Below are 26,998 nucleotides of genomic sequence, written 5' to 3'. Positions count from 1 at the left end.
GGCTCAGGTCAGCTGCTCGGGGCCGTGATGGTGAGCGTCGCGCGGTACGTGCCCTTCGCGACGTCGCCGGGGATCTTCAGGTCCAGGTCGGCGCCGAGCTTCGCGGTGCCGTTCTCGTGACCCTGGTCGGCCGCACCGAGGGCGCGGGAGACGGACAGGCCGGTGCCGCCGTCGAACCCGGAGGCCACCGGGGCGCCGGCGCGGGCACCGGCCCCGGCCTCGACGACCTTCGGGGTCCAGCCGAGGGCCGAGCCGCTGAAGGTCTTGTCGCCGTCGTGGAAGTCGCCGACCGAGGCCGAGATCGACCACGGCGACTGCGACCGGCGGGTGTCGGTGACGGCGATCGGGTTGATCGCGCCGGTCGCCTCGAAGTACTCGCCGGCGTTGTCGACCGCGGTGCCGAGGTCCACCAGGCCGTTGTAGCCGTCGATCGTCCAGCCGAACTCGCCGGGGACGGCGTCGGGCACGGCGACCTGGATCTCCTGGCCCTCGCCCTGGTACGGGTGCACGGTCACGGCGTCGACGACGGAGCCGACCGGCTGCGCCGCGGTGGCGCCGCTGTCCGGGCCGCACCACGCGACGTTGCCGCGCTCGACGGCCGCGTTCGGCGCGTCGCAGGTGCCGCTGCGCAGGTTCTCGACGACCAGCTCGTCGCTGCGCACCTGGACCTTGACGTAGGAGCGCACGTGCTCCTGGTTCTGCACCGAGTTGTACCAGTAGCTGTCGGGGTCGAGCGGGTCCGCCCCGTTGCCGGCGCCGGAGGTGCCGCTGCTGTCCGGCGCGGTGATGTCGTAGTACTTGGAGCCCGAGGCCGAGTTGGCGGTCACGTAGAGGACGCCGCCGGGGCCCGCGAACACCTCGTCCTGCCCGGGCTGCTCGGTCGCGTCGGCCTTCTCGCCGTTCTTGATCAGGTAGCTGCGGGTGTAGACGTGGTCGTGGCCCTGCAGCACCAGGTCGACGCCGAGCTCGGAGAACGTGGTCGGGAAGTCCACCCGGCGCACCTTGTTGTCGGCGTCCTTGGCGTGCGCCGCGGCCGAGTAGATCGAGTGGTGGTAGACGAGCACGGTGTACTTGGCGTCGGCACCGTGCTGGTCGACGACGTCGGTCACGTACTGCACGTGCGCCGCGTCGCCGCCGCCGCCCTGCGAGGTCGCGTAGGAGTTGCTGTTCAGGTCGATGAACAGGACGTCCTTGTAGATGTACCAGTAGTCGCCGCCGGAGGTGTTCGACGTCGGCTGCCCGTTGGCGTAGTACGCGGCGGAGCGGTCGGTGTTCGGCGTGGTCAGGTGCTGCTCGTAGGCCTTGCCGCCGACGTCGTGGTTGCCGATGGTCGCGGCGAAGGGCACCTGCCGCAGCTGGTCGGGCGCGAGGAACGCGTCCCACTGCGTCTCGGTGTTGGCGGTCTCCACCTGGTCGCCGCCGGAGACGAGGATCTCCGCCTGCGGGTTCGCGGCGAGCGCGACGTCGAGCGTGTCCTGCCAGCCGGCCTGGTCCTTCGCGACGTCGCCGGACGAGCCGATCTGCGGGTCGCCGAGGAACAGGAAGTCGTAGTCGCCCTCGAAGGACTGGGTGCGGAAGGAGTAGGCCTGCGACCAGGCGCCCTCCGAGCCGACCCGGTAGGAGTACGCGGTGTTCTCCTTCAGGCCGGTGATCGTGGCGTGCCGGTTGAACCCGCCGCTGCTCGCGATGTTCGCCGTGCCGGTGGCCGCGAACGTCGGGGAGCCGGCCGGGAGCTCGCCGGCGACGACGCTCGAGGTCGGCGCGAGCTGGACGACCTGGTTGCTGTCGTCCGAGGTGTACCAGGTGACCATGCGCTGGGTCTCGTCGGCGCCGACACCGAGGACGAGGCCCGAGTAGGTGGTGTCCGCGGCGGACGCCGGGACCGCCGCGAAGCCGCCGAGGGCGACGGCCGCGCCGAGCGCCACCGCCGCGAGGCGCACCGACGCGCGCCGGGCGCGCGCGTGAGGTGCTGTCGTGCTGGGGGACATGAGTCGTCCGTTCTCTGTGATCCGAAGTGGGAGAAATCGGTCAACCGGGGGAGGCGACGGCGAATCTGCTCCTGACGGGTGACGGCCGGGTGAACGGGAGCCGGCCGGGGCGTGGCACCGGCCGGAACACCTGGTCAGTGCAGGCAACCGACTCGTCAGGGGCCGGTCAGACGCCGAGGACCCGCTGCACGAACCAGATCAGGCCCATGCCCGCGACCCCGGCCGCCACCGCGCCCGTCACCCAGGTGCCGGCCGCGGGCGCGCGGCGCCGCAGCAGCGCCAGCACGGGGAACACCACGGCGATGATCGCCAGCTGGACGGCCTCGATGCCCACGTTGAACACCAGCAGCGACCAGAGCAGCGTCCACGACCAGGGCTCGTCGATCCCGAGCGCCCCGGCGAACCCGAGCCCGTGCACCAGGCCGAAGACCAGCACCACGGCGACGCGCACCCACCCGGACCGGTCCAGCCCCAGGGGTCCGGCGCCCGGGACGAGGTCGCCCGCGTGGTCGCCGCGGTCGCGGATCCGCCACAGGTGCCAGCCGGCGACGACGGCGATGGAGAGCGCGATCACGGGTTCGACCACGGCGCCGCTCACGTGCACCAGCCCGGTCGCCGCCAGCACGAACGTGATCGAGTGCGCGACGGTGAACGCGGTGGCCGTCAGGACGATCTCCCGCAGGCGCCGGGAGCCGACGATCACCGCGAGCAGGAACAGGATGTGGTCCAGCCCGAACAGCAGGTGCTCGGCGCCCAGCACGAAGAACTCGGAGAACCGCTCGGTCCAGGTCTGCGCAGTGGAGAACGACGGGGTGCCGGCGTCCAGCGCGGCGCTGCCGGAGGCGGTGTCCAGCTCGTACGTCACGACGGTCGTCGTGCCGGTGACGTAGCCCTCGTCGTCGGCGAACAGCGTGCTGGTCACCTCGTGCGGGCCTGCGCCGGCGCAGGCGTGGTCGACCGCCAGGAACGCGTACGGCACGCCCTCCCGCTGCTCGATGCGGACCTCGCCGTCCCAGCCCGGCTCACAGGTGGCGCCCGTGGCGTCCGCGACGGTGAACCGGCCGCCGACGTAGGCGAGCACGGTGTCCGCGTGCGCCTCGAGCGCGGCGGCCTGCTCCTCGGGGTCGCCGCCCTCGAACGCCGGTGTGCCGTCCTGGAACAGCGGGTCGTCCTGCTCGGCGTCCGCGGCGGACACCACCAGCAGGTCGTACTCGAGCCCGAGCTCGGTGCGCACGACGCCCTGCTCGGGCGAGGTGACGTCCGCGAAGACGACGGAGGTGAACCCGTGCGCCGACGCGGGCGCGGCGGTGGCCACGGCGGCGGCGAGCAGCGCGAGGGCCGCCAGCGGGCGCCGGGCGCGCCGGGAGGACGGGGACGGGCGGGCGGGGCGTGGCATCAGGACGGCTCCTCGGTCGTTGGCTCGGGCAATCTGTCCGTGCCGCGTGAACGGGCGTCGCCCGGCGGGCGAACAGCCGCGGAACGATCGGCGCCCAGTGGCTCCCGGCCCGTGGTCCGCGCCGGTGCGTGAGGTAGGAAGAACCGCCCCGCTCCCCGTCGTCACCCGCCCCCGGAGGTCGTCCCGTGCGCCGTCCCCGCCCGCTCCGCCCGCTGCTCCCGGCCGTGCCGGCGGTGCTCGCCGCGGGGCTGCTCGCGGGCTGCGGCGGCGCCGACTGGTCGCAGCCGCACGACGGCCCGGTGGCGGTCGGGGAGCTCACCTCCGGGTTCCTCGCACCCGGGGAGACGCCGACCCCGGAGGCGACGATCGCTCCCGAGGCCGGGTCGTGGGACACGATCGGCCCGCGCGACGGCTACCGCGTCGTGATGCTGACCCGCGGGGACGACGAGCCGACCCGCACGCTCGCCACGGCGGTGCGGGAGTGGGCGGACGCCGAGGACGTCGACCTGCGGGTCATCGAGCCCGAGACGCCCGCCGACCTGGTGCCCGCCGTCGACGAGGCCGCGGGGCTGGGCGCCGACCTGGTGATCAGCGCGGGCGACGACCTGGTGGACCCCCTCGCCGTGGTCACGCCGAGCCACCTCGACCAGCAGTTCCTGGTGGTCGGCGCGGAGATCGCGGAACCCACCGCCAACGTCACGGCCGTCGACTGGACGGGGGCGTCCTACCGCGGCGAGGGGCTCGGCAGCGCGTCCACGTACGACGCGTCGACGTTCACGCCCGAGCGCGCCGCGGCCGCGGTCCGCGCCGGGGTCGGCTCGGTCCTGGGCGGGGTCACGGGCATCGTCGTCTGGCTGGACTGACCTGCCCGCTTCGCTGGGGTGCGTCGAGGGTGCAGGAACCCAGCCGATCGGGGCGTTCTGCCCGCTGGTTCCTGCACCCTCGACGCACGTCGACGGGTCAGGCGCGCTCCTCCGGGGTGGCGCGGCGGACGACGATGCGCGTCCACGCGCCGACGTAGACCCGGTCGTCCTCCGCGAGCTCCCGGCGCTGGCCCGGCGGGAGCGGCTGGGTCGGCATCGGGCCGGACGCGGTGCCGACGTAGGTGCCGTTGGACGACGACAGGTCCTCGACGAACCAGCGGCTCCCGTCGGTGGTCAGCTGGGCCTGCCGGCGGCTCACCGCGTCGTCGCCGTCGCAGTCGACCTCCGGGTGGATGCCGCGGGACCGGGACGCGCGCCCGATCAGCAGCGAGCGGACGGTCAGCGGCACCACGACCGGCAGGCCCGGGGACGGGCACGGCTCGGCGGCGTCCTGCTCGGCGTACCAGTCGGGGTCGACCCAGATCTCGGCCACCCACTCCAGCGGGACGGCCGGCGCCACGGACGGGCCGCCGCTGATCGCCGGGTCGGGGGCCGCCGCGTTCACCTCCGGCGCCCGGTCGCCCGGCGCCGGCGCGGCGGTGCGGGGGAGGACGCCGGTGGTGAAGTCGTAGCCGCAGGCCTCGCAGAACAGCGCGCCGGGCGCGTTGGGCAGCGCGCAGTTCGGGCACGGCAGCTCGGCGCCGGCGGGTGCCGCGCCGGCGGGTGCCGCGCCGGGCGTGGCAGCGGGCGACGGCGCAGCGGCGGCCGGGGCCGCGCCCATCGGTGCCCCGCACACGTCGCAGTAGTCGGTGGACTCCGAGGCGTGCCCCTGGGGGCAGGTGGCGCTCACCGCTTCACCCGCGTGGTCTTGGTGGACGCGGTGTCCAGGGCCATCTCGTCCAGCTTGTCGACCGCCTTCTTCAGCCGGACCTTGCCGGTGGCGGGCTCGTCGATCTCGACCACCTTGCGCAGCTTCGAGGTCGCCTCCTCGTTGCCGGTCTCGGCGGCCAGCTGGGCGGCCCGGCCGAGCTTGGCGGTCGCGGTGCGGTCGTCGCCCGCGGCCTTGGCGGCGAGGCCGTCCTGGATCGCCTGCGCGAGCTCGGTCTGCCCGGTGTAGTGCGCGACCTCCGGGTTGATCTTCGCGGAGAGGGCGCTGTCGTCGGTCCACTTGGCCTTGACCAGCCCCTGGGCCTGGATCTCGTCGCCGATCACCAGCTGGACGCGCGCGGCGAGCTGCTCCTGGCCCAGCCCGCGGGAGGCGGGCAGCCGGACGGCGACGTGGAAGTCGCGCGACTCGTCGCCCCACGACCCCGTCGGGTAGGCGCCGGTGAGGGGGTTCACCTCGGTGCGCCGGGGGGTGAGGTCCTCGACGGTCGGGGCGACCTGCCGGACGAACAGCACCTGCCCGCCCTGCGGCGCCCACACCCGCAGGTCCGCCGCTGCGACGCCGCGGGCCATCGACGCCTGCATGATCGTGGCGAACTCGGCGGCCATCTGGTCGGGCTGCGGGATGAGGTCGACGGTCCCCATCAGCGCCTGCGCGATGCGGCGCAGCTCGCCGACCTCCCAGCTGGCGCCGACGCCGCGGCAGTCGGCCTGGAACAGGCCGACTGCGCCGCGCAGCCGGGCGTCCAGCTCGGCCGGGGTCTCGTGCTGGTTCTTGCCGTCGGTCAGCAGCACCGCGTGCCGCTGACCCACGCTCGGCACGGACGTGAGCACGCGCCCCGCGAGCTCGATCCAGGTGCCCATCGCGGTGCCGCCCTCGGCGCGCAGCAGGCCGAGCGCCTGCTTCGCCTGCGCGCGGGTGCGGTCGGACATCCGGACCAGCAGGGCCTCGCGCGGGTCGGGGTACAGCAGCTGCGCGACGTGGCTGCCCGCGATGATCGCGAACCAGGTGCCGTCGGTGACGTGGTCCAGCGCGGCGGCCGCGGCCTGCTGGGCGGCGCGGATGCCGTCGTCACCCATGGAGCCGGAGCAGTCGACGATGACCGCCTCGGCGGCCTCGCCCCCGGACTGGCCGGCCTGGCCGGCTCCGGAGCACTCGACGGTGACGATGGCGTGGACGTCCGTGGACCCGTCTGCCAGGTACTCGTTCTGGTAGACCGCAGCGGTGAAGCTGGGGCTCATGCGGGTTCTCCTTCGTCGGTCGTGACGGCCAGCCGCGCCAGCGCCACCGTGGTGTTGTCCTTGCCGCCCTGCTCGTTCGCCCAGTTCACCAGAGCCGCCGCCACCGCGGCGGGACCCGGGCCGGTCGCCGCGACGACCTCGCCGACCAGCCGTGCCAGGTCGCCGGCCGCGGAGCAGTAGTTCCACAGGCCGTCGGAGCACAGCAGCAGCCAGCCGGGCCCGGCGACCTCGACGCGGGTGAGCGTCGGTGCCTGGTCGTGCGCGTCCACGCCGAGCCACCGGGTGATGGCGTGCGCCATCGGCCCGTTCTCCGCCTGCTCGCGCGGGACGCCGTCCGCGACCTGCTCGGCTGCGACGGAGTCGTCGACGGTCAGGCCCTCCGGCTCACCGTCGTCGGGCAGCCAGTACGCGCGCGAGTCCCCGACGTTGCCGACGGTGACGGTCGTGCCCTCGACCAGCGCCGCCACGAACGTGCACGACGGCGGCGACTCCCCGTGGTCGTGCGGCGTCGCGGTGGCGACGGCCTTCGCCGCCGCGGCGCCGGCGGCAGTGAGCCGCGCCTGCGACAGCGTGGCCAGGGCACGGCCGGAGGCGAGCCCGGTGCTGCGCTCGCGCGCCAGCACGTCGCGGGCCGCGGAGGCGGCGGCGAGCGACGCCACGTCGGAGCTCTCGGAGGACGACACCCCGTCGCAGACGACCAGCGCCGCCCACGACCCGGGCCGGGCGTCGGCGGCCAGCGCCATCGCGTCCTCGTTGCGGTGGTGCCGGACCCCGCGGTCGGACACCGCTGCCACCCACGGCGCGGGCTGCGCCGTCATGTGGTCGCGCGGCCGCCGGGCCGGGGTGCCGCAGACGGTGCAGTACCCGTCCTGGACCGGGCCGCCGCAGGCGGGGTCGGCGCACGTCTGCTGCACCTGGGCGACCGCGGCGTGCGCCGCCGCCACCGCGCGCAGCGGCACCGTCGCGGAGGTCCCGGTCGCGACGGGGACGTGCGCGGCGGCGCCGGCGTCCTCCGTGGGCGCCTGCGGCAGCTCCGCGCCGCACTCCTCGCAGAAGGTCGCGTCCGCGGCCGCCGGGGTCCGGCACGCCAGGCACGCGCGATCCGTCCCGACGGCGCTCACCGCGACGTCCACCGGCGCACGCCGTTCGCGGCGTCGACCAGGACGACCTTCTCCGCCGCGCTGCTGGTCGCCTGCGCGAGGGACCGGTACGTGTGCTCGAGCCCGTCCCGCAGCGAGTCCTCCGTCGCGGTCCACGGCCCGAGCGCGACCGCCTGCTGCTCGCCGTGCGCCGCCACCTGCTCCAGGGCGGCGGTCAGCGTGCGGACGGTCAGCCACGAGCGGTCGCCGGGGTCGACCCCGACGCCGTCGAGCGAGGCCAGCGCCTCGGCGAGCGCGGGCAGCCCGTCGCCGGACGCCGCCAGGAGCCGGGCCCGCAGCAGCCGCGCGTCGGGGTAGGCGCGGGACGTCGCCGGTACCAGGTCGAGGGCCGCGACCGCGCCGCGGACGTCGCCGCGCCCGGCCCGCAGCCGCGCGACCGCGAACGCGCCGGCGGGCACGTAGGCGCCGTCCGTGCGGGCGCACGTCGCGTACAGGGACTCGGCGATCTCCGGCTCGCCCGACGCCTCGCACGCCAGCGCGAGGGCCAGCTTCGGTGCGAGCTCGCCGGGCACCTGCCCGTAGACGGCGTTGAACGCGGACCGGGCCGCGTCGCCCTCGCCGCGGGCCAGGTGCGCGAGGCCCTGCAGCCACACCGCGCGCCAGTCCCACGGGTCGGCGGCGAGCAGCTCGTCGGTGGCGGCGGCCACGGCGTCGTACGACTCGGCGTCCAGCCCCGCCCGGGCGATCGCGAGCAGCACCTCCGGGGTGCGCTCCGCGTGCGCGTCCAGGTGGGCCAGGCGCCGCGCCGGGTCGTCGATGTCCACCGTCGACAGCCACGGCAGCTGCGGGTCGGTGACGTCCGGCCGCAGGTCGGGCAGCTCGCGCCAGGTGAGCGCCGCCGCGGCCGTGTCGGGCGCGGTGAACAGCAGCGACGGCACGGCGTCGCGCGCGGCGGTCACGCCGGCCGACGTCGCGACGACCTCGCGCAGCACCCCGAGCAGCTGGACCCGGAGCTCCGCGACGGACCCGAACCGGTCGTCGGGGTCGGGCGCGCACGCCTTGGCGACCAGCCGGTAGAAGGAGTCGTACGCCTGGAACAGCGGCGTCTCCGAGACCGGGGGCAGCGAGGCGACGTAGGTCGACTGGTAGCCGCGGAACTCCATCGCCAGCACCAGCAGCGTCCGGCCGAGCGTGTAGACGTCGGAGGCGACGGACGTCCCCACCTCGGCGACCTCGGGCGCCTGGTAGCCGACCGTGCCGTAGATCGCGGAGTCCTCGTCGTCCAGCCGCCGCACGCCGCCCATGTCGATCAGCTTCACGTCGTCGCCGATCTGGATCAGGTTGTCCGGCTTGAAGTCGCAGTAGACCAGGCCGAGGTCGTGCAGGTACTCGAACGCGGGCAGGATCTCCAGGACGTAGGCGATGGCCTGGTCGAGCGGGAACGGGTCGTACGCCCCGGCGGCCTCCATCCGGTCCTTGAGCAGCGACTTCAGCGAGTGACCGCCGACGTACTCCATGACCGTGTAGCCGGCGCCCTCGTGCGAGACGAAGTTGTAGATCTCGACGATGCGCGGGTGCTCGACCTGCGCGAGGAACTGCCGCTCCGCGATCGCCGCGGCCATCGCGTCGGCGTCCCCGGAGTTCAGCAGGCCCTTGAGCACGACCCAGCGGTCGGACACGTTCTTGTCGCGGGCCAGGTAGATCCAGCCGAGGCCGCCGTGCGCCAGCGCGCCCGCCACCTCGTACTGGCCGCCGACCAGGTCCCCGGCCTGCAGCTTGGGGGCGAACGAGTACGGGTTGCGGCACTTCGGGCAGAAGCCCTCGGTGCGGCCCGGGCGCCCGGCGACGGACCGTCCGACGGCCGCACCGCACGACGGGCAGAACCGCTTGTGCTCCGCGACCTCGGGGTCCACCAGGATCGCGGTGGCCGCGTCGACGGCGGGGGCGGGTGCGACCGTGGTGAGGCCCGCGCCCAGGCGCGCGGAGCGCAGCCGCGTGGACGACGTCCCGACCCGGCGGGTCGAGCCGGTGCGGCCCGTGCGGGCGGAGCCGATGGCGGTGGAGCCGAGGCGCTGGCTGGAGGTCCGGGTGGACACGGCCTCGTCCACGCCCGCTGTGCCGGCGGCGCCCCCGGCACCCGTGGCGCCCGCGGCCTCGCCTCCGGGCGTCCCGCAGACGTCGCAGTAGCCGTCGACGATCGTTCCCGGGCAGCCGGGCTGGGTGCAGTTCATGAGCTCCGTCCAGGGACGTTCGGGGACGACGGGGACGACGGGGACGACGGGGGTGCCGCTGGGACCGCGCGCACCGGGATCGCACTGGTCTCCGGCGCGGGCCGCGCCGGCCGGGGCGTCTCGATCAGCACCCGGTAGGCGCTGACGATGCCGCGCAGGCGGACCAGGTCCACCGGCGGTGTGCCGGCCACCTGGGCACCGACCCGCGCGAGCGCCGTGACCTCCGGCAGGGCCGCGGCGCCCCGGGCCGCGGCCTGGGCGTCGGACGCCTCGAGCAGCCCGCGCAGGCCGGCCAGCTCGGCGACCGGGGCCCCGTAGACGTCGGCGACGTGCGCCAGCGCGCGCTCGACGGTGCCGAGCCGCTCGAGGTACGCGTCCACGGCCTGCGGGTCGTCGGGGACCGGCCCGAGGGCGTCGACGTCGGGCACGCCCAGCACCGGGGCCGGCGTCACCTGCGCCACGCACTCCGCGACCAGGGCCCGCACCTGCGCGGCCCGGCCGGCGAGCTCGCCGCGCCACTGCACCGCCCGGGCGTGGTCGCGCGCGTCGTCCCGGGCCCGGGCGGCGGCCACGATGAGGTCGCGCTCGCACGTCGCGACGTCCGTGCCGAGCGGGCCCAGCAGGCCGCCGACGTCCGCGCCGCGGCGGGCGCGCTCGACCACGTCGGTCAGGCGCCGGTCCAGGCGCTCGAGCCGTGCCGCGTCCGCGAGGGCCGCGGCACCTCGCGCACCGGCCAGCAGGTCGCGGATCCGCTCGACGCCGGCCCGCAGGTCCGTCAGGCGGGCGGTGACGTCGGCCGCCCCGGTGGTCAGGGCCAGCCGGTGCCGCAGCTGCGCGGTCACGGCGTCGGACAGCCGGCACGCCTCGGGGAGGGACACGCCGCCCTCGGCGGAGGTCCGGCCCCAGACCATCGTGGACAGCCGCGCGAGCTCGACGGCGCCGACCCGCCCGCCGTCCCAGACCCGCACCAGCTCCTCGACGCGGGTGGCCGCCGACTGCCACATCGCCATCGCCAGCGTGACGTCGCCGGTCACGGCCGGGTCGGCGACGGTCAGCGCCGCCTCGTCCAGCACGTCGAGCTCGCGGCGGCGCTGGTTGCGCCACACGGCCATCTCGTCCAGGTACCGCGCCATCGCCTCGGGCGTGACGGGGCGGCCCCAGCCGGCCGGGGCGTCGGGGGCGGCCACGGCGGCGCCGGCCACGGTGGAGGTCACCGGCCGTAGACCGGGGCCGGCGGCGCGGGGGCCGCGCCGAGCGACGGGGCGAACCAGGTGTCGTACGACGCGGCCCACGACCCGTCGGCCTTCGCCTGCTCCAGCGCGGCGTTCACGAACCGCACCAGGTCGACGTCCTCGGCGTTCATCCCGAGCCCGTACGGCTCGGCCGTGAAGGCAGAGCCGACGACCTTCGCGTACGGGTCCTGCGCGGCGAGCCCGGCGAGCACGGTGTCGTCGCCGGTGATGGCGTCGACCTCCCCCTGCTGGAACTTCACCAGGCAGTCCGTGTGCGTGGACGCCGGGACGGCCTCGACCTCGGGGAAGTCCGCCAGCTTGGCCAGGCTCGACGTCGCGGCAGGCGCGCACACCCGCGCGCCGGCCAGGTCCGCGAGCGACGTGGCGTCGGACGCCAGCGGGACCAGCACCTTCTGGCCGGACCGGTAGTACTCGGCGGAGAACGCGATCTGCGTCCACCGGTCGCAGGTGATCGTCATGTTGCGGGCGACCAGGTCGACGCTGCCGTCCTCGAGCGACGGGATGCGGTCCGCGGCGGTGATGACGCGCAGCTCGATCCGCGACGGATCGCCGAAGATCGCGGCGGCGACCGTGCGGGCCATGTCGATGTCGAAGCCCTCGACCTGCCCGCTGACGGGGTTGCGCGCGCCGAGCAGGAGCGAGTCCGCCGAGACGCCGACCACGAGGCGGCCACGGTCGCGGATCTCGGCCATCGTCGACCCCGCCGGGATCGTGGCGGGGGACGCCGGCCCGGTCGGCGCGTACGACGCCAGCGGGTCCGCGCACTCGGCGGGGGCCGGGGCGGGTGCCGCGGGGGCGGCGTCCTCGGCCGGGGCCGACGGCGCGGGCACGGTGGTCTCGGCGTAGACGCCGCCACCGGTGCACCCGGACAGGACCAGCGCCGAGAGCGCGAGGGCGAGCAGGCCGGCGCGGGGCCGGCGGGCGGGGCGGAGGGTGCGGCTCACCGGTACTCCTCGATCCGGCGGGAGATCCCGCTCCAGGACAGGACGGCCACGGCCAGGCCCGCGGCGACGGACAGCCAGAGCCCCAGGACCAGCCCGCGGCCCGTGCGGTCGAGCGCGTCGGACGTGGCGTCGCCCGCCCGGTCCAGCGCGGCGGCGGACGCGTCGTCGAACGCGGCGAAGGCGGCGTTCGACGACCCCTCCGCCCGGTCGGTCGCGGCGGCGACGGCGGCCTCCCAGTCGCCGTCGTCGTCGAGCTGCCGGATCCCCGCGTGCTGGTCGGCGTAGGCCGCCCACGCGGTCGGCACCTCCTGGCCGACGACGCCCGACCCGGTCGCCGCGTCCAGGGCGGCGTCGACCTGGTCCGCCGAGGCGACCCACGCCTCCTCGAACGCCGCGCCGCTGCCGCGGGCGATCAGCGTCAGCGACTCGTTGGCCTTGGCGTCGTACGCCCCGAGCCGCGCCGTCGACAGCGCGTCGGCCGCGGCGTAGTCGGTGTCGCTGACGTCGCGGACCTGGGACGACACGGAGAGCAGGACGATCCCGGAGCCGACGGTCAGCACGAGCAGGACGAGGCCGGCGGCCGCCAGCGGCGGGTTGACCCGGCGGTGGGTGCGGCGCGCGAGCCACACGGACGCGACGACGACCCCGGCCAGCCCGGCGACGCCGCTGCCGACCGCGAGCAGCCACGTGGTGCGGGCCGCGGCGAGCTCGTGCTCCACGCGGGCGGAGTTCGCGTCGATCAGCGCGTCGAGCGCGGGCAGCGCGTCGGCGCGCAGGCCGGCGGAGGCGTTCCGCAGGTACTGCGACCCGACGGGCAGGCCCTGCCGGTTGGCCGAGCGGGCGCGCTCCACGTCGTTCGCGTAGTCGAGCACCGCGGTGTTCAGCTGCGCCAGGACCGTGCCGTCCGCGGGCTGGGCCCGCGCCGCCTCGGCGACCAGCGCCGTCGCGGTGCGCATCGCCTCGTCGTAGTCCGTGCGCAGCTCGGCCGGCTCCAGCCCGCCGACGAGGAACGCGTTGGTGGCGTCGGCGTCCGCCCGCACCAGGCGGGTCTGCAGCTCCTGCAGCCGGATCAGCTGCGCGGCGTTCGCGTCGGCCCGGCCGAGGGCGCCGTCGGCCGTCCGGAACGCCCAGCCCGCGCCGAGCGAGACCAGCAGCCCGAGCACGACCAGGGCGACCGCGACCAGCCCCATCTGCGCGGGCGTGCTGCGACCGTGGCGGGCCGCGGTCGCCGCGGCGAGCTCCTCGGGGCTCGTGGGCGCGACGACGTGCGGCGCCGCCGGCGCGACGGCGGTGCCGGGGGCGGTCAGCGCCCCGGGGACGGTCGGCGGTGGCGCCGTCGTGGGGACCGTGGTGGTCACGCGGGGTCTCCTTCGGGGGCACGCTCGGGGCTGAGGTCGGCGGCGTCGAGCAGCCGCAGCTGCTCCGGGGTGGGGTCGGCGACGTCGCGCAGCCGCCAGGCGTGGCGGCCGATCGCGTCCTCCAGGACGTTGCGGACGAACCGCGCGTTCCCGAATCCCTCGTCGCGGGCGGCCGCGGCGAGCAGGCCGCGCAGGGCGTCGCGGGTCGCGTCGTCGACCTCGAAGTCGGCGGCGGCCGCCATGCGCGTGAAGATCGCCACCAGCTCGTCGTCGGTGTAGTCGTCGAACGCGAGGGTCGTCCGGAACCGGGAGCGCAGCCCCGGGTTGGAGTCGAGCAGCCCGGCCATCGGGCGCGGGTAGCCCGCCACGATGACGACCAGCTCGCCGCGGTCGTCCTCCATGGCCTTGAGCAGCGTGTCGATCGCCTCGCGCCCGTAGTCGTCGCGGGCGAGGGTGTACGCCTCGTCGACGAACAGCACGCCGCCGCGCGCGCGCTCGACGACCTCGGTCGTCTTGATCGCGGTCTGGCCGAGGTAGCCGCCGACCAGGTCGTCCCGGTCCACCTCGACCAGGTGCCCCTCGGCCAGCAGCCCGAGCGCGGCGTAGATCCCGGCCACGGACCGGGCGACGACGGTCTTGCCGGTGCCCGGGTTGCCGACGAACACCAGGTGCCGGGACATCGTCGGCGCGCGCATCCCGGCCGCGGTGCGCAGCTTCTCCACGCGCAGCACCGCCGCCTGCCGGTGGACCTCCTGCTTGACGGTGGCCAGGCCGACCAGGGCGTCGAGCTCCGCGAGCAGCTCCTCGACGGATCTCCCGGCGGCAGGGGTGGCGGGCTCGGCGGGCCGGGCGGGTTCGGCGCGCGGCCCCCCGGGCGCGGCCGGCTGGGGCACCGGCGGTCCCGGGACCACCCCGGCGGCCGCGAGCTGGGCGGCGCCCGTCAGCGTCGCGCGGCCGACGACCGAGGCGGTCGGCCGGCCGAGCGTGCCCGCGGCCGTGGCCACGTCGACCAGCGCCCGGGCGTACGCGCCGGCGTGGTCCGAGCCCGCCGCGACCAGCGCGCCGAGGACCGTCGTCGGCGCGGCACGCCAGCGGCGGGCGCGGGACGCCGCGTCGAAGAACGCCTGCGTGCCGCCGTCGCCGCCCGTGGCGGCGAGCCAGTCGGCGCTCGCGCCGGGGGAGGCCTCGGCCACCGCGGCGGCCAGCGCGCGGGCCTCGGCGAGGGAGGGCTCCGGGTCGAGCCCGGCCCGCACGGCGACCGCGCCGACGGCGGCCAGCGCCTCGCGCAGCGGCGCGGTCACGCGATCGCCCCCGGGGTCAGGTCCAGCGCGCCGCCGTCCGAGCGCGGGCCGAACTTCTCCGCGAGGAACCGCCCGTGCGCCACCAGCGCGACGGCGTCCGACCGGTTCACCGCGTCCAGCACCTGGTCCATCGTGCGGCCCAGCAGGTCCAGCTGGTCGATCAGCACCATCAGCGACGACCGGCCGTTCTCCACCGGGCGGGAGTTCGCCCACTCGCGCGGCAGGCGCAGGTAGTGCCCCACGGCGTCCGGCAGGTAGTCGGTGGCCGTCGCCATCACGTGGTACGCCTCCTCCGACCCGGCGCCGAGCCGGTCCAGGCGCGGCACCGTGTCCCGGACCACCCGCACGACGCGGTGCACCCGCGACGCGACCGGCGCGGGCGCGGCCCCGGCCGCCACCATCGCCTCGACCCGGTCCAGGGCCGCCAGCAGGTCGTCCGCCGTGGGCGCGGGCGGCAGCGCCGGCGTGGTCGGCTGCTCGGGCGCGCGGCCGGTCAGGCGCTCGAAGAAGCCGCTCAGCCCCACGCCCGCCCCTTCCTGCCCGCTCCCGGGCACCGGCCCCGTGCGGTCACCGGCCGGACTGACCGAGGTCGAGGACCCCGCCCGCCGCCGCGCGCTCGTCGTGCTGCTGCACCCGCGCCAGGTAGCCCTGCGCCTTGTCGACCTCGGTCTGCAGCGTGCCGACGGTCGCCGCCATCGAGTCGAGCGCCTGCGCCTTGAACGTGTCGATCGAGTCGAGCGTCGCGTAGATGTTCGTGAACGCCGCCTGCAGCTGCGGCAGCCCGATCGTCGCGGACGCCGCCTGCTCCTGGATGCGGCCGGCGTTGTCCCGCAGCATCTGCGACGTGCGCTCGATCAGCCCTGAGGTGGTGCTGTTCAGCGCGGTGATCTGGTTCAGCACGAGCTGCTGGTTGGACAGCGCCTGCGACACGATCACGGCCGTCCGCAGCGCGTCGACCGTCGTGGTGGCCGAGCGGTCGACGCCCTTGATCAGCTCGAGGTTCGACCGCAGCAGGATGTCGATCGACAGGTAGCCCTGGATCGACACCGCCAGCTGGGTCAGCAGGTCCTGGTGCTTCTGGCGGACGTAGAACAGCACGTCGTCCCGCAGCGCGCGGGCGCGCTCGGGGTCGGTCGCCTCGAGGTCGGCGATCTGCGCGGACAGCCGCGCGTCGAGCCGCTCGGCCACGTACACGTACTGGTTGAGCTTGCCCATGGTGGCCCACAGCTCGGCCTTCTCCATGTTCAGCGCCTGGTTGTCCTTGCGGAGCTCGTCCTGGCCGTCCCGCAGCGCGTGCAGGATCGCGTTCAGGTGCTGCTCCGCCGACTGGTACTTGCGGAAGTAGTCGACCGCCTTGTCGCCCAGCGGGATGAACCCGAGCAGCTTGCGCGCGCCCTTGAGGCCCGACGGGTCCAGGTCCTCGACGGTGCGCCGCAGGTCGAGCAGCGTGTTCCCGACCTTGGAGCCGGAGGCGAGCCCGCCCTCCGTGATCGCCCGGACCGGCGTCTGCAGCAGGCGGTTGGAGGAGTTCGCGGCGTGCCGGATCTCCGCGTCGCCCATCGTGCGCACGTCGGCCGCCTGCGCCGCGAACGCGGGCGACGCCGCCGGGGCGGCGACCAGGCTGGTCAGGTAGCCGTCGACCTTGGCGTCCAGGCCGGGCAGCAGCGCGGGGTCCACGGCCGGCGCGAGCTTCGGCGCGGCGGTGGCGGCGACCGGGGCGACCGGGTCCGGCGCCGTGAGCGTGACCGGCGCGGCCAGCGGGGCGGGGGGTGCGAGCGGGGCGACACCCTGCGCGGCCGACGGGTCCTGGGTCATGCGCGTCCTCTTCCTCGTGGTCGACCGGAGGACGGTCGAGCGCCTGGTGCCCAGCGTATGGGTGGATATCGTGCTCAACGGGGCATCCGGCGGAAAAGATCCCGCGGCTCGTCGAGGGCCACCCGTCTGCGCGGTCGGCTAGAGCGCGTGGCCCAGGGCGAAGCCGGCGGCCGCCAGCGCGACGGCCGCCACCAGCATCCCCGCCGCGTTGACGAACGCCGCGAGCCAGCGGCGGTCCTCCAGCAGCCGCGCCGTCTCCAGGGACGTCGTGCTGAACGTCGTGTAGCCGCCCAGGAACCCGGTGCCGGCGACCGTCGCCAGCGCCGCGGCGGCACCGTGGGCGACGAGCCCGGTGATCACCCCGAGCGCGAAGGCCCCGGACAGGTTGACCACCATCGTGCCGAGGGGCACCGCGGTGCGGGACCGGGCGCGCAGCATGCCGTCCACCAGGTACCGGGTCACGGCGCCGAGCCCGCCCATCAGGGCGACTGCCACCACCATCACGAGGCGACCCCCTGCCCCGCGCGGGCACGGCTCCGGTCGGCGAGCGCAGCGGCCGTCCGCAGCCCCGCGAACGACGCCGCGAGGCCCAGCAGCACCGTCGACAGGGCGTAGGCGACCGCCGCGGCCCACCGGCCCTCCGCCGCGAGCCGCTCGGTGTCGACGGCCAGGGCGCTGTACGTCGTGTACGCACCGAGGAAGCCGGTCCCCAGCAGGAGGCGGATCGCCGCCCGGCGCCCGGCGTCCGCGCCGCGCGCGGTGAGGACCCCGGTCAGCAGGGCCAGCAGGTACGCCCCGCTCAGGTTCACCAGCCACGTCGCCCACGGCCACGCGGACGCGCCGACCGCGAGCGTCAGGCCGTAGCGGCTCGCGGCTCCTGCGGCGCCACCGAGCATCACCAGGCCGAGCGACGCGGGGGACGGGTGCGCCGGCCGCGTCGCGCCCGCCATCCGACCACCGCCTCTCGCCGCGCGTCCACCGGGATCGGCGGTTTCGTCGCGGCCCTCAGGGTAGCGAGCGCGCCGGCACGGTCGTCAGGCCGCGGGCAGCGTCCCCCCGAGCTCCGGCACCGCGGCCCGCAGCCGCGCCGTGTACGGGTGGGCCGGCGCCTCGAGCACCTGGCGCGCCGGCCCGCGCTCGACGACCCGCCCCGCCTCCAGGACGACGGCGTCGTCGCACAGCCGGTCCACGACCGCGAGGTTGTGCGTGATGAGCAGCAGGGCGAGCCCCCGCTCGGCCCGGAGCCGCTCGAGCAGGTCGAGGATCCGGGCCTGCACGGTGACGTCGAGCGCCGAGGTGGGCTCGTCGAGCACGAGCAGCCGGGGCTCGGCGGCCAGGGCGCGGGCGATGCCGACGCGCTGCCGCTGCCCGCCGGAGAGCTCGTGCGGCCGGCGGGCGGCGAGGGCAGGGTCGAGGCCGACGTCGGCCAGCAGGCCGGCGACGGCGCGCGCCCGCTCTGCGCGGGGCACCCCCAGGCCCTCGGCGACGGCCGACCCGACGCGCTGCCGCGGGTCGAGCGTCTCGGGGCCGTCCTGGAACACGGGCTGCACGGCGGCGCGGTAGTCCCGCCGCCCGGCGGCGTCGAGCCGGCCCAGCGGGGTGCCCCGGTACCGGACCTCGCCGGCGACGGGCGTCAGGAGGCCCAGCGCGGCGCGGGCGGCGGTGGACTTGCCGGAGCCGCTCTCGCCGATCAGGGCGACGGACGCGCCGGGGGCCACGGCGAGGTCGAGGCCGTGCACGACGGTGCGCCTCCCGTACGCCAGGTCGGCGCCGGCGAGCTCGATCAGGGGGTGCTCAGACATCGGCGGCCTCGTCTGCGGGGGTGGGGCGGGCGTGGCCGAGCCGGGGCACGGCGTCCAGCAGCGCGCGGGTGTAGGGCACGGTCGACCGGTGCAGGACGTGGTCGACGTCGCCGGCGTCCACCACGGCGCCGTCCTGCATGACGACGACGTGGTCGGCGACGGTCGAGACCAGCGCGAGGTCGTGGGAGACGAGCAGCACGGCGGTGCCCTGCTCCCGGCGCAGCCGGTCGAGCACGGCCATGATCTCGGCCTGGACGGTGACGTCGAGGGCGCTGGTCGGCTCGTCGGCCGCGATGACGGGCGCGCCGAGGGCCACGGCGGTGGCGATCGCGAACCGCTGCGCCTGGCCGCCGGACACCTCGTGCGGGTACCGGTCCACGATGTCGGCGGGGAGCCGGACGGCCTCGAGCGCCTCGGTGGTGCGGCGCGCGGCCTCGGCGCCCCGGATGCCGTGCCGGCGCAGGGCGTGCCGGAGCAGCCGGCCGAGCCGCATCGTGGGGTTGAGCGAGCCCTGCGGGCTCTGCAGCACCAGGGAGATCGCGGAGCCGCGCAGGTCGCGCAGCACGCGCTCGGAGGCCCGGAGGACGTCGGTGCCGCCGACGAGGACCGACCCGTCGACGCGGGCGGCGGTCCCGGACAGCAGCCCCAGCGCGGCGAGCAGGAGGGTCGACTTGCCGGAGCCCGACTCACCGACGACGGCGACGCACTGGCCGGGGTGCACGTCGAGCGCGGGCACGGCCGACACGACGCGGTCGCCGTAGCGCACGACGAGGTCCCGGACGCTGACCACGGGAGCGGTTGCGGCGGTCACGGGCGGCCTCCGTCCGAGCGCGGGTCGAGCGCGTCGCGCAGGCCCTCGCCGAGCATGTTGAAGCAGAACGCGGTCACGAGGATCGCCAGGCCGGGGAACGCCGCCACCCACCAGTGCGTCGTGAACAGCGACTGGCCGGACTGCACCATGAGCCCCCACTCGCTGGTCGGCTCGGTCGCGCCGAGGCCCAGGTAGGACAGCGAGGCGGCGGTCAGGATGATGCCGCCGGCGTCCAGCGACAGCTGCACCAGCACGGGGGTCAGCGAGTTGGGCAGCACGTGCCGCCAGACGATCCGCACCGGGTGGACGCCGAGGCAACGGGCCGCGTCGACGTAGGGCCGGGTGCGCACGGACTGCGCCACCGACGCCGCCAGCCGGGCGTACCAGGGCCACCAGGTGGCGGCGATGGCGATGATCGTGGTCGGCACGCTCGGGCGCAGGATCGCGGCGAGCGCGAGCGACAGCAGCAGGGCGGGGAACGCGAGGAACACGTCGGTCACCCGCATGATGACGTCGCGCAGCCAGCCGCCGGCGAAGCCCGCGACGACGCCGAGGGTCACGCCGACCACCGCCGAGATCGCGAGCACCGCCGCGGCGATGCCGAGCGAGGTGCGCGCGCCGTAGAGCACGCGGCTGAGCACGTCGCGGCCCACCTGGTCGGTGCCGAACCAGTGCGTGGCACCGGGCGCGAGCAGCCGGTCGGCGGGGTGCGTGGCCGTGGTGCCGTCGCCGGGGAACGGCGCGACCCACGGGGCCAGCACGGCCAGCAGCACGACGACCACCAGCACGACGGCGCTCGCGGCGGCGAGCCGGTCGCGGCCGACGAGGCGGCCCAGGCGGGTGGCGAGGGCGCCGGAGCCGGGCACCCGCGACGCGGGCGTGGCCGGGGACGGAGCGGTCTCGACGACGGGGGCGGGGTGCAGGCTCATGCGACACGCACCCGGGGGTCGAGCGCCGTCTGCGCGAGGTCGACGGCGAGGTTGAGGACCACGTAGACCAGGGCCACGGTGAGCGTGACGCCCGCGATGGCGGGGGTGTCGACCGAGGAGATGGCGGTCGCCGTGTACGAGCCGAGGCCGGGCCAGTTGAAGATGGACTCGACCAGGAAGCTGTTGACCAGCGCGTAGGCGAACACCAGCGCGATCAGCTGCAGCACGGGGGCCGACGCGGCCCGCAGCGAGAACCGGACCAGCACGGCGAGCCGGCCGAAGCCGAGCGCCCGCTCCATGCGCGCGTGGTCCTGCGCGGCCTCCTCGAGCAGCGCGGCGCGGGTCATCTGCGCGATGACGCCGGTCGGGTAGGCCGCGAGCGCCAGCGCCGGCAGCACCAGGTGGTGCAGCACGCTGCCGAGCATCGCCCAGTTCCCGGTGATGAGGGCGTCGACGACGGTGATGTCGGTCCAGACGCTCAGCGGGCTGGTGGTGTCCAGCGAGCGCGTGTACTCGCCCGCCGTCGGGAACCAGCCGAGCCGGGTCGCGAACACGAGCTGCAGCACGAGCGCCAGCAGGAACACCGGTGCGGACACGGCGAGCACCGAGCCGACGCGGACCGACACGTCGACCCCGCCGGCCCGGCTGCCACCGCGGTACCGCGCGGCGAGGACGCCGAGCGGGATCCCGAGCAGCACGGCCAGCAGCATCGCGGCGCCGACCAGCTCCAGCGACGCCGGCAGCGCCGACCCGAGGTCGGACGCGACCGGCTGCCGGGTGTGCAGGCTGGTGCCGAGGTCGCCGCGGACCAGGTCGCCGAGGTAGCGGAACAGCTGCACCGGGAGCGGCTGGTCCAGGCCCAGCCGCTCCCGGGCGGCGGCGAGCTCCGACGCGCTGGCCCGCGCGCCGGTCGCCGAGACGGCCGCGTCACCCGGGACCGCCCGCGCGACGAGGAAGCTCACGACCACCACGCCGAGCACGACGACGGCGGACTGCGCCAGGCGGCGCACCAGGTGACGGGCCGTCACGGTCAGTGGCTCAGCTCGTGCACGAAGACGACGTTCGGGTACGCCGGGTTGTCGGTGTAGCCCTGCACGTCGTCGCGGAACGCGCGCTGGTAGGTGTCGGTCCACAGCGTGGTGACGGCGGCGTCCTCGACCTCGATGCGCTGCTGCAGCTGCTCGTAGGCGGCCTGCGCGGCGTCGGTGTCCGTGGCGGTGAGCGAGGGGAGCGCGTCGATCATCGCGTCGACCTCGGGGTCGGCCAGGTAGGACAGGTTGAAGTACGGCTCGGCGGAGGAGCGGAACACGTTGACGAACCACGAGTACGCGTCGGCGTAGTCCGGGTACCAGTACATGACGAAGACGTCCTGGCGGTCGCCGGTCCGCGCCTGGTCCCACTGCGCGTTCCACTGCAGCGGCTGCGCGTCGAGGGTGACGCCGATCTCGGCGAGGGCCGAGGTCAGCAGCGTGACGTAGAGCTGCTGGTTGTCGTCGCCCTGCGCGTAGGTCAGGGTCAGCGTCAGCGGGTCGCCGTCGCCGTACCCGGCCTCGGTGAGCAGGTCGCGCGCCGCGTCGAGGTCCTGCTCCGTGCTGATGCCCGCGCCGGACCCGATCAGACCGTCCGGGACGACGCCCTGGGCCGCCACGCCCGCGCCGTCCAGCGCGTCGACCAGGCCGGCGGTGTCGGTGGCGAGCTGCACGGCCTGGCGCACCCGCACGTCGGCCATCGGGCCGTCGGCGGTGTTGTAGAGGGCCAGCAGGTTCTGGAACGAGCCGGTCTCCGAGGTGGCGACGCCGTCGGTCGACTCCGCCTGGGCGAAGATCTCCGGGTTCAGCGTCTCGACGAAGTCGACCTCGCCGTTCTGCAGCAGCTGCCACGCGGTGGTGGTCTGCGGGGTCACGCGGTACTCGACCGTCGTGTACTGCCCGTCCTCCCAGCCGCCCCAGTAGTCGTCGTCGGCCGTCAGCGTGAGCTCGTACTCCTGGCCGCTGGCCCACTCGCCGACGGTGTACGGGCCGGTGCCGGCGTCGTTGCCCTCGGCGAACCACGCGTCGAGCGCGGCGGGGTCGTCGCCCGCCGCCTCGGTGTCGTAGATGTACGCGGCGTACGCGGAGGACGCGATCAGGTCGATCGGCGCGGCGTAGGCCAGGTGGAACACCAGCGTGGTCGCGTCCGACGCCTCGACGGAGTCCACCGCGTCCCAGATGTACGCGGCGCCGCCGGCCTTCTCGATCGTGCGGTCGATCGCCTGCTTCGCGGCGGTCGCGTCGAGCGCGCGGCCGGTGTGGAAGGTGACGTCGTCGCGCAGCGTGAACGTCCAGGTGGTGCCGTCCTCGGAGGAGGTCCAGTCCGTGGCGAGCAGGGGCTCGACGGTCTCGGTCGCGGCGTCGTAGCGGGTCAGCGACTCGTAGACGTTCTCCATCGACCGGATCTCGTTGGAGTAGGACAGCGCGGGGTCCCACTCGGTGACGATCTCGGTGTTGGTGACGAACGTGAACGTGTCGTCGGAGGCCGAGGCCGCGGCGGTCTCGCCGCCGCCGCGGGTCTGCCCGCCGCCGCACGCGGCGACCAGGGCGAGGACGGCGACCGCGCCGGTGGCGGTCAGGATGCGTCGCACGGGAGGGTGCTCCGTTCTTCGGGGGAGGGGAGGGGGCTAGAGCTGGCCGAGCGGGCCGGCGGCCTTGACCTGGACGCGGACCGCGGGCTCGGGGAGGTAGGACAGCGGGACCTCGGTCAGCTCGACCACCTCGACGTGCTCGGGGTCGGCACCGGCCTGGATCGCCCGGCGGCACGCGACGGACTTGGCCTCGTCGAGCGCCTCGGTGCGGCCGGCGCCGGCGGGGACGATCGCCTCCCAGCGGCCGGACGCGAGCGCGATGGCGGCACCGACCGCGTTCGCGACCTGGCCGAACTCCGGGCGGAGCACCGCCGCCACGCCGGGCACGTCGTCCGGGACCAGGAACGCGCCGCCGCCGACCGCCACCAGCGGCTGCTCGGAGCGGCCCATGGTCACCATGTCCACGGCCTCGGCGATCGCCTCGTCCGCGGCGGCCAGGCCGGCGGCGAGCAGCGCGCGGTCGTCGTCGCCGACGCGCGCGGCGTCCGCGATGTCGATCGTGGTCCGCCCGGCCACCAGGCCGCCGTCCGTCAGCGTGGGGGTGCCACCCCCGAACGCCAGCCCGTGCTGCGGCAGCGCGTAGCCGACGGAGTCCGGGCCGATCCGCACCTCGTCGGCGGTGCCGCGCACGCGGGTGCCGCCGCCGACCGCGATGCCGAGGATGTCGGGCATCCGGAAGTTCGTCCGCACGCCGCCGATGTCCACGGCCAGCGCCGACTCGCGGGGGAAGCCCTTCAGCAGGACGCCGAGGTCGCTTGACGTGCCGCCGACGTCGATCACCACGGCGTCCTGCACGCGGGACAGGTACGCGGCGCCGCGCAGCGAGTTGGCCGGGCCGGAGCCGATGGTGAGCACGGGGTACCGGGCGGCGTAGTCGGGCGCCATCAGGGTGCCGTCGTTCTGCGCGAAGTACGTCACGACGTCCAGGCCGTGCGCGCGGACCACGTGGTCGAGGGCGTCGGTCACGTCCCGGGCCACGCCGTACAGCGCGGCGTTCAGCGCGGTCGCGTTCTCCCGCTCGACCAGGCCGAGCGAGCCGATCTCGTGGCTGAGCGACACCGGCACGTCCGCGCCGGCCTCGGCCGCGACGATCTGCGCGACCTCGAGCTCCTGGTCCCGGAACGCCGGGCTGAACACGCCGGTGACGGCGAACGCGTCGGCGGCCTCGCGGTGCTTCCGGACGAATGCGCGGATCGCCTCGGTGTCGAGCGGCGCGATCGGGTAGCCGTCGATCAGGTGCCCGCCGCGGACCACGACGGCGTCCACCAGGGCGGCGTCGCGCAGCTCCTTCGGCCAGGCGTGCAACGGCGGCACGGCCGTCGTCGCCGGGGCGCCGATCCGGATCACGCCGACCCGGCCGAGGCCGCGGCGCTCCAGGATCGCGTTGGTCGCGTGCGTCGTGCCGAGCATGACGCGGCCGACGCGCTCGCGGTCCCCGCCGATCTGCTCGAGCACCGCGCCGACCGCGGCCTGCAGGCCGGACGTCACGTCGCGGGTGGTCGCCTGCTTGGTCCAGGCGAGGACGGTGCCGTGCTCGTCGAGCACGACGGCGTCGGTGTTGGTGCCGCCGACGTCGATGCCGATGCGCAGGGGGCGCTGCCGCAGGTCAGCCACGGACGGCTCCGATCTCCTCGACGGGGACGTAGTCCAGGTCGTAGCCGAAGGCCCGCGGGCCCACGACCTCGAGCCCGCGCTCCGACCGCCACAGCGGGTGGCACGCCCAGGCCAGGACGCTGACGCGCTGGCCGTAGCGCAGGTTCTCGGTCTGGATGGCGCGGGCGCTCGCGGTGTCGACGACCGTGATCAGGTCCGGCACGGAGGCGAGCAGGGTGCCCTCGTCCAGGACGACGAGGTTCTCGTTCTGGATCTCGACACGGACCAGGCGGCCGCGGTCGTCGCCGAGGCCGTCGATCACGACGGAGCCCCGGACGAACCCGCCGCCGGTGCGGCGCTCGATGTCGATGATCTTGCCGGTGACCAGCACCCGGGCGCCCAGCGCCTCCACCAGGGCGGCCAGCGGGTCCTCGGCGCCCTCGGTGGCGTGGCCCAGGCGGACCGCCTGGCTCACGGTCCCGGGGATCACGGCGCCGTCGAGCTGCGCGCCGTCCAGCAGGTAGTCGGCCATCAGGGCGTGCGAGCCGGCTGCGACGGCGACCGCGCGGGCCAGCCGCTCCGCCCAGAGGCCGTCGACCGGCTTCATCGTCGTGACGTTGCCGAGGGTGTCGGCGAGCACGATCGAGTTCACGGGCAGGCCCGCGACGTACATCGAGATCATCTGGACCTCGGGGAACGCGCGGCCCATGCCGTCGGCGTCCACCAGCGGCACGCCGAGGCGTGCGGCCCAGGCGACCGGCTGCACGCCGTTGGAGCCGCCGATCTCGGAGGACATCACGGCGGCGACCTCGCGGCCGGTCAGCTCCTCGACGGCGTCCCGCAGGCGCAGCACGTCGTCCGCGTCGGGGATCATCTCGGCCGACACGGTGGGGGCGCCGATGCCCGACAGCGGGACGACGAGGGCGTCCGGGGCGACGTCGCCGAGCTGGACCACCTCGACGGGGCCGTGCTGCTCGAGGGCGTGGCCGGCGGCCAGCAGGCCGGTCTCGACGCCGCCGCCTCCGCCGGTGCTGAGCACGGCGCAGCCGCGCCCGAGGGCGCCGACCGACTCCGCGTCGATGGTCTGGATGGGGGAGAACACGCTCACGGATCGAAGTCTGCGATGGCGCCCTGAGCACCTCAATGTCGTCTCATCACAGGTCTTGAGCGGAACTTGTGATCAGGACACAATTCGACCCGTGACGACGGTGGAGGAGCTGGTGGCGCGTGGCGCACATCACGGGCTGCGGGTGCTCGGTGGTGGCGGTGGCGGTGGGGACGGCGCGCCCGAGGTCCGCGAGGTGGCGACCGTCGGCGACCTGGCGTCCGTCGCCGGACCCGGGCCCGGCGCGCTCGTGGTGCTGATGGCGAGCGCCCTGAGCCACATCGAGCCGTACGAGCTCGACGTCGCCGTCCGGCGCTCGGCCCAGCGCGCGCACGCCGGACTGGTCCTGGTCGGCGCGGAGCGGGTGCCCGTGACGGCGGCGCGGATCGCGGAGCGCGCCGGGCTGCCCCTGCTGGCCGTGCCCGGCACCGCGGACGTCAACGGGCTGATCGTCTGGCTGAACCGCACGGTGCGGGGCGGCACCTCGGACACGGTCGCGCGCGCGGAGGCCGTGCTCGACGTGCTGGCGCGCGTGCAGGCGGGCGACGACGGGTCGGCCGACGACGACGGCGGGGTGGGCGCGCTGCTGTCGGCCGTCGGGGACGCGCTCGGCCGCGCGGTCGAGCTGCACGACGGCCCCGCGACCCGGCCGGGCGACACGGGGCCCGCCGACCCCGGCGCGGTCCTGGTCGGCGACCGGGTGGTCGGCACCCTGCGGTGCGTCGGCGCCGACCGGGCGGCCGACCTGGTCCTCCCGTCCGTGGCCGCGGCGGTCGGCCGGCTGGTGCGGCGCACGCTCGAGCGGCGGTTCGCGCCGTCGCAGACCCGCGCCGAGCTGCTGGCGCAGATCGTGGTCGCCGAGCCCACGCACCTCGTCGGGCTGACGGAGCAGGCCCGCAGCATCGGCCTGCCCGTCGACAGCACGCACGTCGCGTTCTGGCTCGACCTGCGCCCCCGGCACGACGGGGAGGGCGACCCGCCCATCGCCGAGCGCCGCCGGCTGCTGTCCAGCGCCGAGATGATCTGCCTCGAGCTGATGCACCCCTCCGACACCTGGTGGCACGTGGTCCGGGTCGGCGGCAGCCTGCTGCTCCTCGCCAGCGACGACGACGGCGGCGACGGCCGGGTGCTGGTCCGTGCCGCCCGGGCCGACGTCGAGGCGGCGGTCGCGCGCCTCGTCGCCGACGAGCACGCCGTGGTGCACGTCGGCATGGGGACGGACCAGCGCGGCCTCGGCGGGATCCGGCAGTCCTCGGTCGAGGCCCGCTCCGCCGCCGAGCTCGCGCTGCGCACGGGCCGCCCCGGCGTGCTCACGGTCATCGACACCACCGGGCTGCGGCGCGTGCTGGCCGACCTGCACGCCTCCCCGCTCAGCCGCCGCGTGATGGACGAGCTGCTCGCCCCCGTGGACGCCCTCGGCCCGGCGCGCGCCGCCACCGCCGTCCGGACCCTCACCGCGTACCTGGACCACCAGTGCTCGCCGAAGCACGCCGGCGCCGCGCTGCACCTGCACCCGAACGCGGTGACCTACCGGGTCCAGCGGCTCACCGAGGTGCTGGGCGTGGACCTGCGGGACCCCGAGGCGCGCCTCGGCCTGCACCTGGCGTGCCGGATGCGCGGGCTGCTGGACGTCGCCGGGACGCCCCAGGGCTGACCGCCTCCCGGGAGCGGCCACCGGTGCGGGTGCGGCCGAGCTCATCGGCCGCCGGGCCGCGGCCGCCGGCCGTCGCAGCTGACCGCCGGCGGTGGTGCCCGAGGTCAC

General features: G+C 75.8%; 23 protein-coding genes. 2 read left to right on the top strand and 21 right to left on the bottom strand.

What is annotated here, in order from left to right:
• Window positions 1-8 precede the first annotated feature (8 nt).
• Together ACWPWW_RS08250 and ACWPWW_RS08245 are read right to left on the bottom strand one after the other, a co-directional pair.
• Window positions 9-1,988: a fibronectin type III domain-containing protein gene (locus ACWPWW_RS08250; RefSeq protein ID WP_454049835.1), complete on the bottom strand. Its 1,980-nt coding sequence runs from the start codon at window positions 1,986-1,988 to the stop codon at window positions 9-11.
• Window positions 1,989-2,154: 166 nt separating this feature from the next.
• Window positions 2,155-3,384: a HupE/UreJ family protein gene (locus tag ACWPWW_RS08245; RefSeq protein WP_454049834.1), complete on the bottom strand. Its 1,230-nt coding sequence runs from the start codon at window positions 3,382-3,384 to the stop codon at window positions 2,155-2,157.
• Window positions 3,385-3,569: 185 nt separating this feature from the next.
• Between ACWPWW_RS08245 and ACWPWW_RS08240 the strand changes: the two genes are divergently transcribed.
• Entirely contained in the window at window positions 3,570-4,247 is a 678-nt protein-coding gene (locus ACWPWW_RS08240; protein WP_454049833.1) for a hypothetical protein, read from the top strand.
• Window positions 4,248-4,344: 97 nt separating this feature from the next.
• On the opposite strand, the gene ACWPWW_RS08235 is transcribed toward ACWPWW_RS08240, so the two are convergent.
• The 19 genes from ACWPWW_RS08235 to ACWPWW_RS08145 form a co-directional block, all read right to left on the bottom strand.
• Window positions 4,345-5,097 (bottom strand): FHA domain-containing protein, encoded by a 753-nt coding sequence (locus ACWPWW_RS08235; protein WP_454049832.1) that lies wholly within the window; start codon window positions 5,095-5,097, stop codon window positions 4,345-4,347.
• On the bottom strand, window positions 5,094-6,374 hold the full coding sequence (locus tag ACWPWW_RS08230) for a VWA domain-containing protein (RefSeq protein WP_454049831.1): 1,281 nt from the start codon (window positions 6,372-6,374) through the stop codon (window positions 5,094-5,096). The genes ACWPWW_RS08235 and ACWPWW_RS08230 overlap by 4 nt, the downstream gene beginning before the upstream one ends.
• A complete protein-coding gene (locus ACWPWW_RS08225; protein WP_454049830.1) occupies window positions 6,371-7,495 on the bottom strand; it encodes a PP2C family protein-serine/threonine phosphatase in 1,125 nt (374 codons plus the stop codon). The genes ACWPWW_RS08230 and ACWPWW_RS08225 overlap by 4 nt, the downstream gene beginning before the upstream one ends.
• Complete coding sequence (locus ACWPWW_RS08220; protein WP_454049829.1) at window positions 7,492-9,705, bottom strand: tetratricopeptide repeat protein; 2,214 nt, start codon at window positions 9,703-9,705, stop codon at window positions 7,492-7,494. Before ACWPWW_RS08220 ends, ACWPWW_RS08225 begins: the two co-directional genes overlap by 4 nt.
• Window positions 9,702-10,919: a hypothetical protein gene (locus tag ACWPWW_RS08215; RefSeq protein WP_454049828.1), complete on the bottom strand. Its 1,218-nt coding sequence runs from the start codon at window positions 10,917-10,919 to the stop codon at window positions 9,702-9,704. Before ACWPWW_RS08215 ends, ACWPWW_RS08220 begins: the two co-directional genes overlap by 4 nt.
• Window positions 10,916-11,902 carry a glutamate ABC transporter substrate-binding protein gene (locus ACWPWW_RS08210; RefSeq protein ID WP_454049827.1) on the bottom strand — a complete coding sequence of 329 codons (987 nt, stop codon included), beginning with the start codon at window positions 11,900-11,902 and terminating at the stop codon, window positions 10,916-10,918. The genes ACWPWW_RS08215 and ACWPWW_RS08210 overlap by 4 nt, the downstream gene beginning before the upstream one ends.
• Window positions 11,899-13,260, bottom strand: coding sequence for a hypothetical protein (locus tag ACWPWW_RS08205; protein ID WP_454049826.1), 1,362 nt, complete (start codon window positions 13,258-13,260; stop codon window positions 11,899-11,901). The genes ACWPWW_RS08210 and ACWPWW_RS08205 overlap by 4 nt, the downstream gene beginning before the upstream one ends.
• Window positions 13,257-14,561 (bottom strand): AAA family ATPase, encoded by a 1,305-nt coding sequence (locus tag ACWPWW_RS08200; RefSeq protein ID WP_454049825.1) that lies wholly within the window; start codon window positions 14,559-14,561, stop codon window positions 13,257-13,259. The genes ACWPWW_RS08205 and ACWPWW_RS08200 overlap by 4 nt, the downstream gene beginning before the upstream one ends.
• Window positions 14,558-15,085, bottom strand: a complete 528-nt coding sequence (locus ACWPWW_RS08195; protein WP_454049824.1) for a hypothetical protein — start codon at window positions 15,083-15,085, stop codon at window positions 14,558-14,560. Before ACWPWW_RS08195 ends, ACWPWW_RS08200 begins: the two co-directional genes overlap by 4 nt.
• A gap of 43 nt (window positions 15,086-15,128) precedes the next feature.
• Window positions 15,129-16,376: a toxic anion resistance protein gene (locus tag ACWPWW_RS08190; protein WP_454049823.1), complete on the bottom strand. Its 1,248-nt coding sequence runs from the start codon at window positions 16,374-16,376 to the stop codon at window positions 15,129-15,131.
• A 138-nt stretch (window positions 16,377-16,514) separates the two neighbouring features.
• Window positions 16,515-16,877, bottom strand: a complete 363-nt coding sequence (locus tag ACWPWW_RS08185; RefSeq protein ID WP_454050422.1) for a fluoride efflux transporter FluC — start codon at window positions 16,875-16,877, stop codon at window positions 16,515-16,517.
• Entirely contained in the window at window positions 16,877-17,326 is a 450-nt protein-coding gene (locus ACWPWW_RS08180; RefSeq protein ID WP_454049822.1) for a fluoride efflux transporter FluC, read from the bottom strand. The genes ACWPWW_RS08185 and ACWPWW_RS08180 overlap by 1 nt, the downstream gene beginning before the upstream one ends.
• Window positions 17,327-17,410: 84 nt before the next feature.
• A complete protein-coding gene (locus ACWPWW_RS08175) occupies window positions 17,411-18,178 on the bottom strand; it encodes an ABC transporter ATP-binding protein (protein ID WP_454049821.1) in 768 nt (255 codons plus the stop codon).
• Complete coding sequence (locus ACWPWW_RS08170; protein ID WP_454049820.1) at window positions 18,171-18,989, bottom strand: ATP-binding cassette domain-containing protein; 819 nt, start codon at window positions 18,987-18,989, stop codon at window positions 18,171-18,173. The genes ACWPWW_RS08175 and ACWPWW_RS08170 overlap by 8 nt, the downstream gene beginning before the upstream one ends.
• Entirely contained in the window at window positions 18,986-19,918 is a 933-nt protein-coding gene (locus tag ACWPWW_RS08165; RefSeq protein WP_454049819.1) for an ABC transporter permease, read from the bottom strand. The genes ACWPWW_RS08170 and ACWPWW_RS08165 overlap by 4 nt, the downstream gene beginning before the upstream one ends.
• Entirely contained in the window at window positions 19,915-20,946 is a 1,032-nt protein-coding gene (locus tag ACWPWW_RS08160) for an ABC transporter permease (protein ID WP_454049818.1), read from the bottom strand. The genes ACWPWW_RS08165 and ACWPWW_RS08160 overlap by 4 nt, the downstream gene beginning before the upstream one ends.
• A 2-nt stretch (window positions 20,947-20,948) precedes the next feature.
• Window positions 20,949-22,538, bottom strand: a complete 1,590-nt coding sequence (locus ACWPWW_RS08155) for an ABC transporter substrate-binding protein (protein WP_454049817.1) — start codon at window positions 22,536-22,538, stop codon at window positions 20,949-20,951.
• A 36-nt stretch (window positions 22,539-22,574) separates the two neighbouring features.
• On the bottom strand, window positions 22,575-24,152 hold the full coding sequence (locus ACWPWW_RS08150) for a hydantoinase/oxoprolinase N-terminal domain-containing protein (protein ID WP_454049816.1): 1,578 nt from the start codon (window positions 24,150-24,152) through the stop codon (window positions 22,575-22,577).
• Window positions 24,145-25,239, bottom strand: coding sequence for a DUF917 domain-containing protein (locus ACWPWW_RS08145; protein WP_454049815.1), 1,095 nt, complete (start codon window positions 25,237-25,239; stop codon window positions 24,145-24,147). The genes ACWPWW_RS08150 and ACWPWW_RS08145 overlap by 8 nt, the downstream gene beginning before the upstream one ends.
• A gap of 91 nt (window positions 25,240-25,330) precedes the next feature.
• Here ACWPWW_RS08145 and ACWPWW_RS08140 point away from each other — a divergent pair, with 91 nt between their 5' ends.
• The gene (locus tag ACWPWW_RS08140; protein WP_454049814.1) at window positions 25,331-26,890 is read left to right on the top strand and encodes a PucR family transcriptional regulator; all 1,560 of its coding nucleotides are present in this window, start codon (window positions 25,331-25,333) and stop codon (window positions 26,888-26,890) included.
• The last annotated feature ends 108 nt before the right edge of the window (window positions 26,891-26,998 follow it).

The organism is Cellulomonas sp. Marseille-Q8402 (assembly GCF_965119525.1).
The sequence above is the reverse complement of the archived record's forward strand: the minus strand, read 5'-3'. Positions and strand labels throughout refer to the sequence as shown.

What these genes read in the sequence shown, in the direction of transcription:
- ACWPWW_RS08230 (WP_454049831.1), bottom strand. Translation starts at nt 6,374, where the DNA reads ATGAGCCCCAGCTTCACCGCTGCGGTCTACCAGAACGAGTACCTGGCA.
- ACWPWW_RS08185 (WP_454050422.1), bottom strand. Translation starts at nt 16,877, where the DNA reads ATGGTGGTGGCAGTCGCCCTGATGGGCGGGCTCGGCGCCGTGACCCGG.
- ACWPWW_RS08220 (WP_454049829.1), bottom strand. Translation starts at nt 9,705, where the DNA reads ATGAACTGCACCCAGCCCGGCTGCCCGGGAACGATCGTCGACGGCTAC.
- ACWPWW_RS08245 (WP_454049834.1), bottom strand. Translation starts at nt 3,384, where the DNA reads ATGCCACGCCCCGCCCGCCCGTCCCCGTCCTCCCGGCGCGCCCGGCGC.
- ACWPWW_RS08175 (WP_454049821.1), bottom strand. Translation starts at nt 18,178, where the DNA reads ATGTCTGAGCACCCCCTGATCGAGCTCGCCGGCGCCGACCTGGCGTAC.
- ACWPWW_RS08250 (WP_454049835.1), bottom strand. Translation starts at nt 1,988, where the DNA reads ATGTCCCCCAGCACGACAGCACCTCACGCGCGCGCCCGGCGCGCGTCG.
- ACWPWW_RS08180 (WP_454049822.1), bottom strand. Translation starts at nt 17,326, where the DNA reads ATGGCGGGCGCGACGCGGCCGGCGCACCCGTCCCCCGCGTCGCTCGGC.
- ACWPWW_RS08190 (WP_454049823.1), bottom strand. Translation starts at nt 16,376, where the DNA reads ATGACCCAGGACCCGTCGGCCGCGCAGGGTGTCGCCCCGCTCGCACCC.
- ACWPWW_RS08165 (WP_454049819.1), bottom strand. Translation starts at nt 19,918, where the DNA reads ATGAGCCTGCACCCCGCCCCCGTCGTCGAGACCGCTCCGTCCCCGGCC.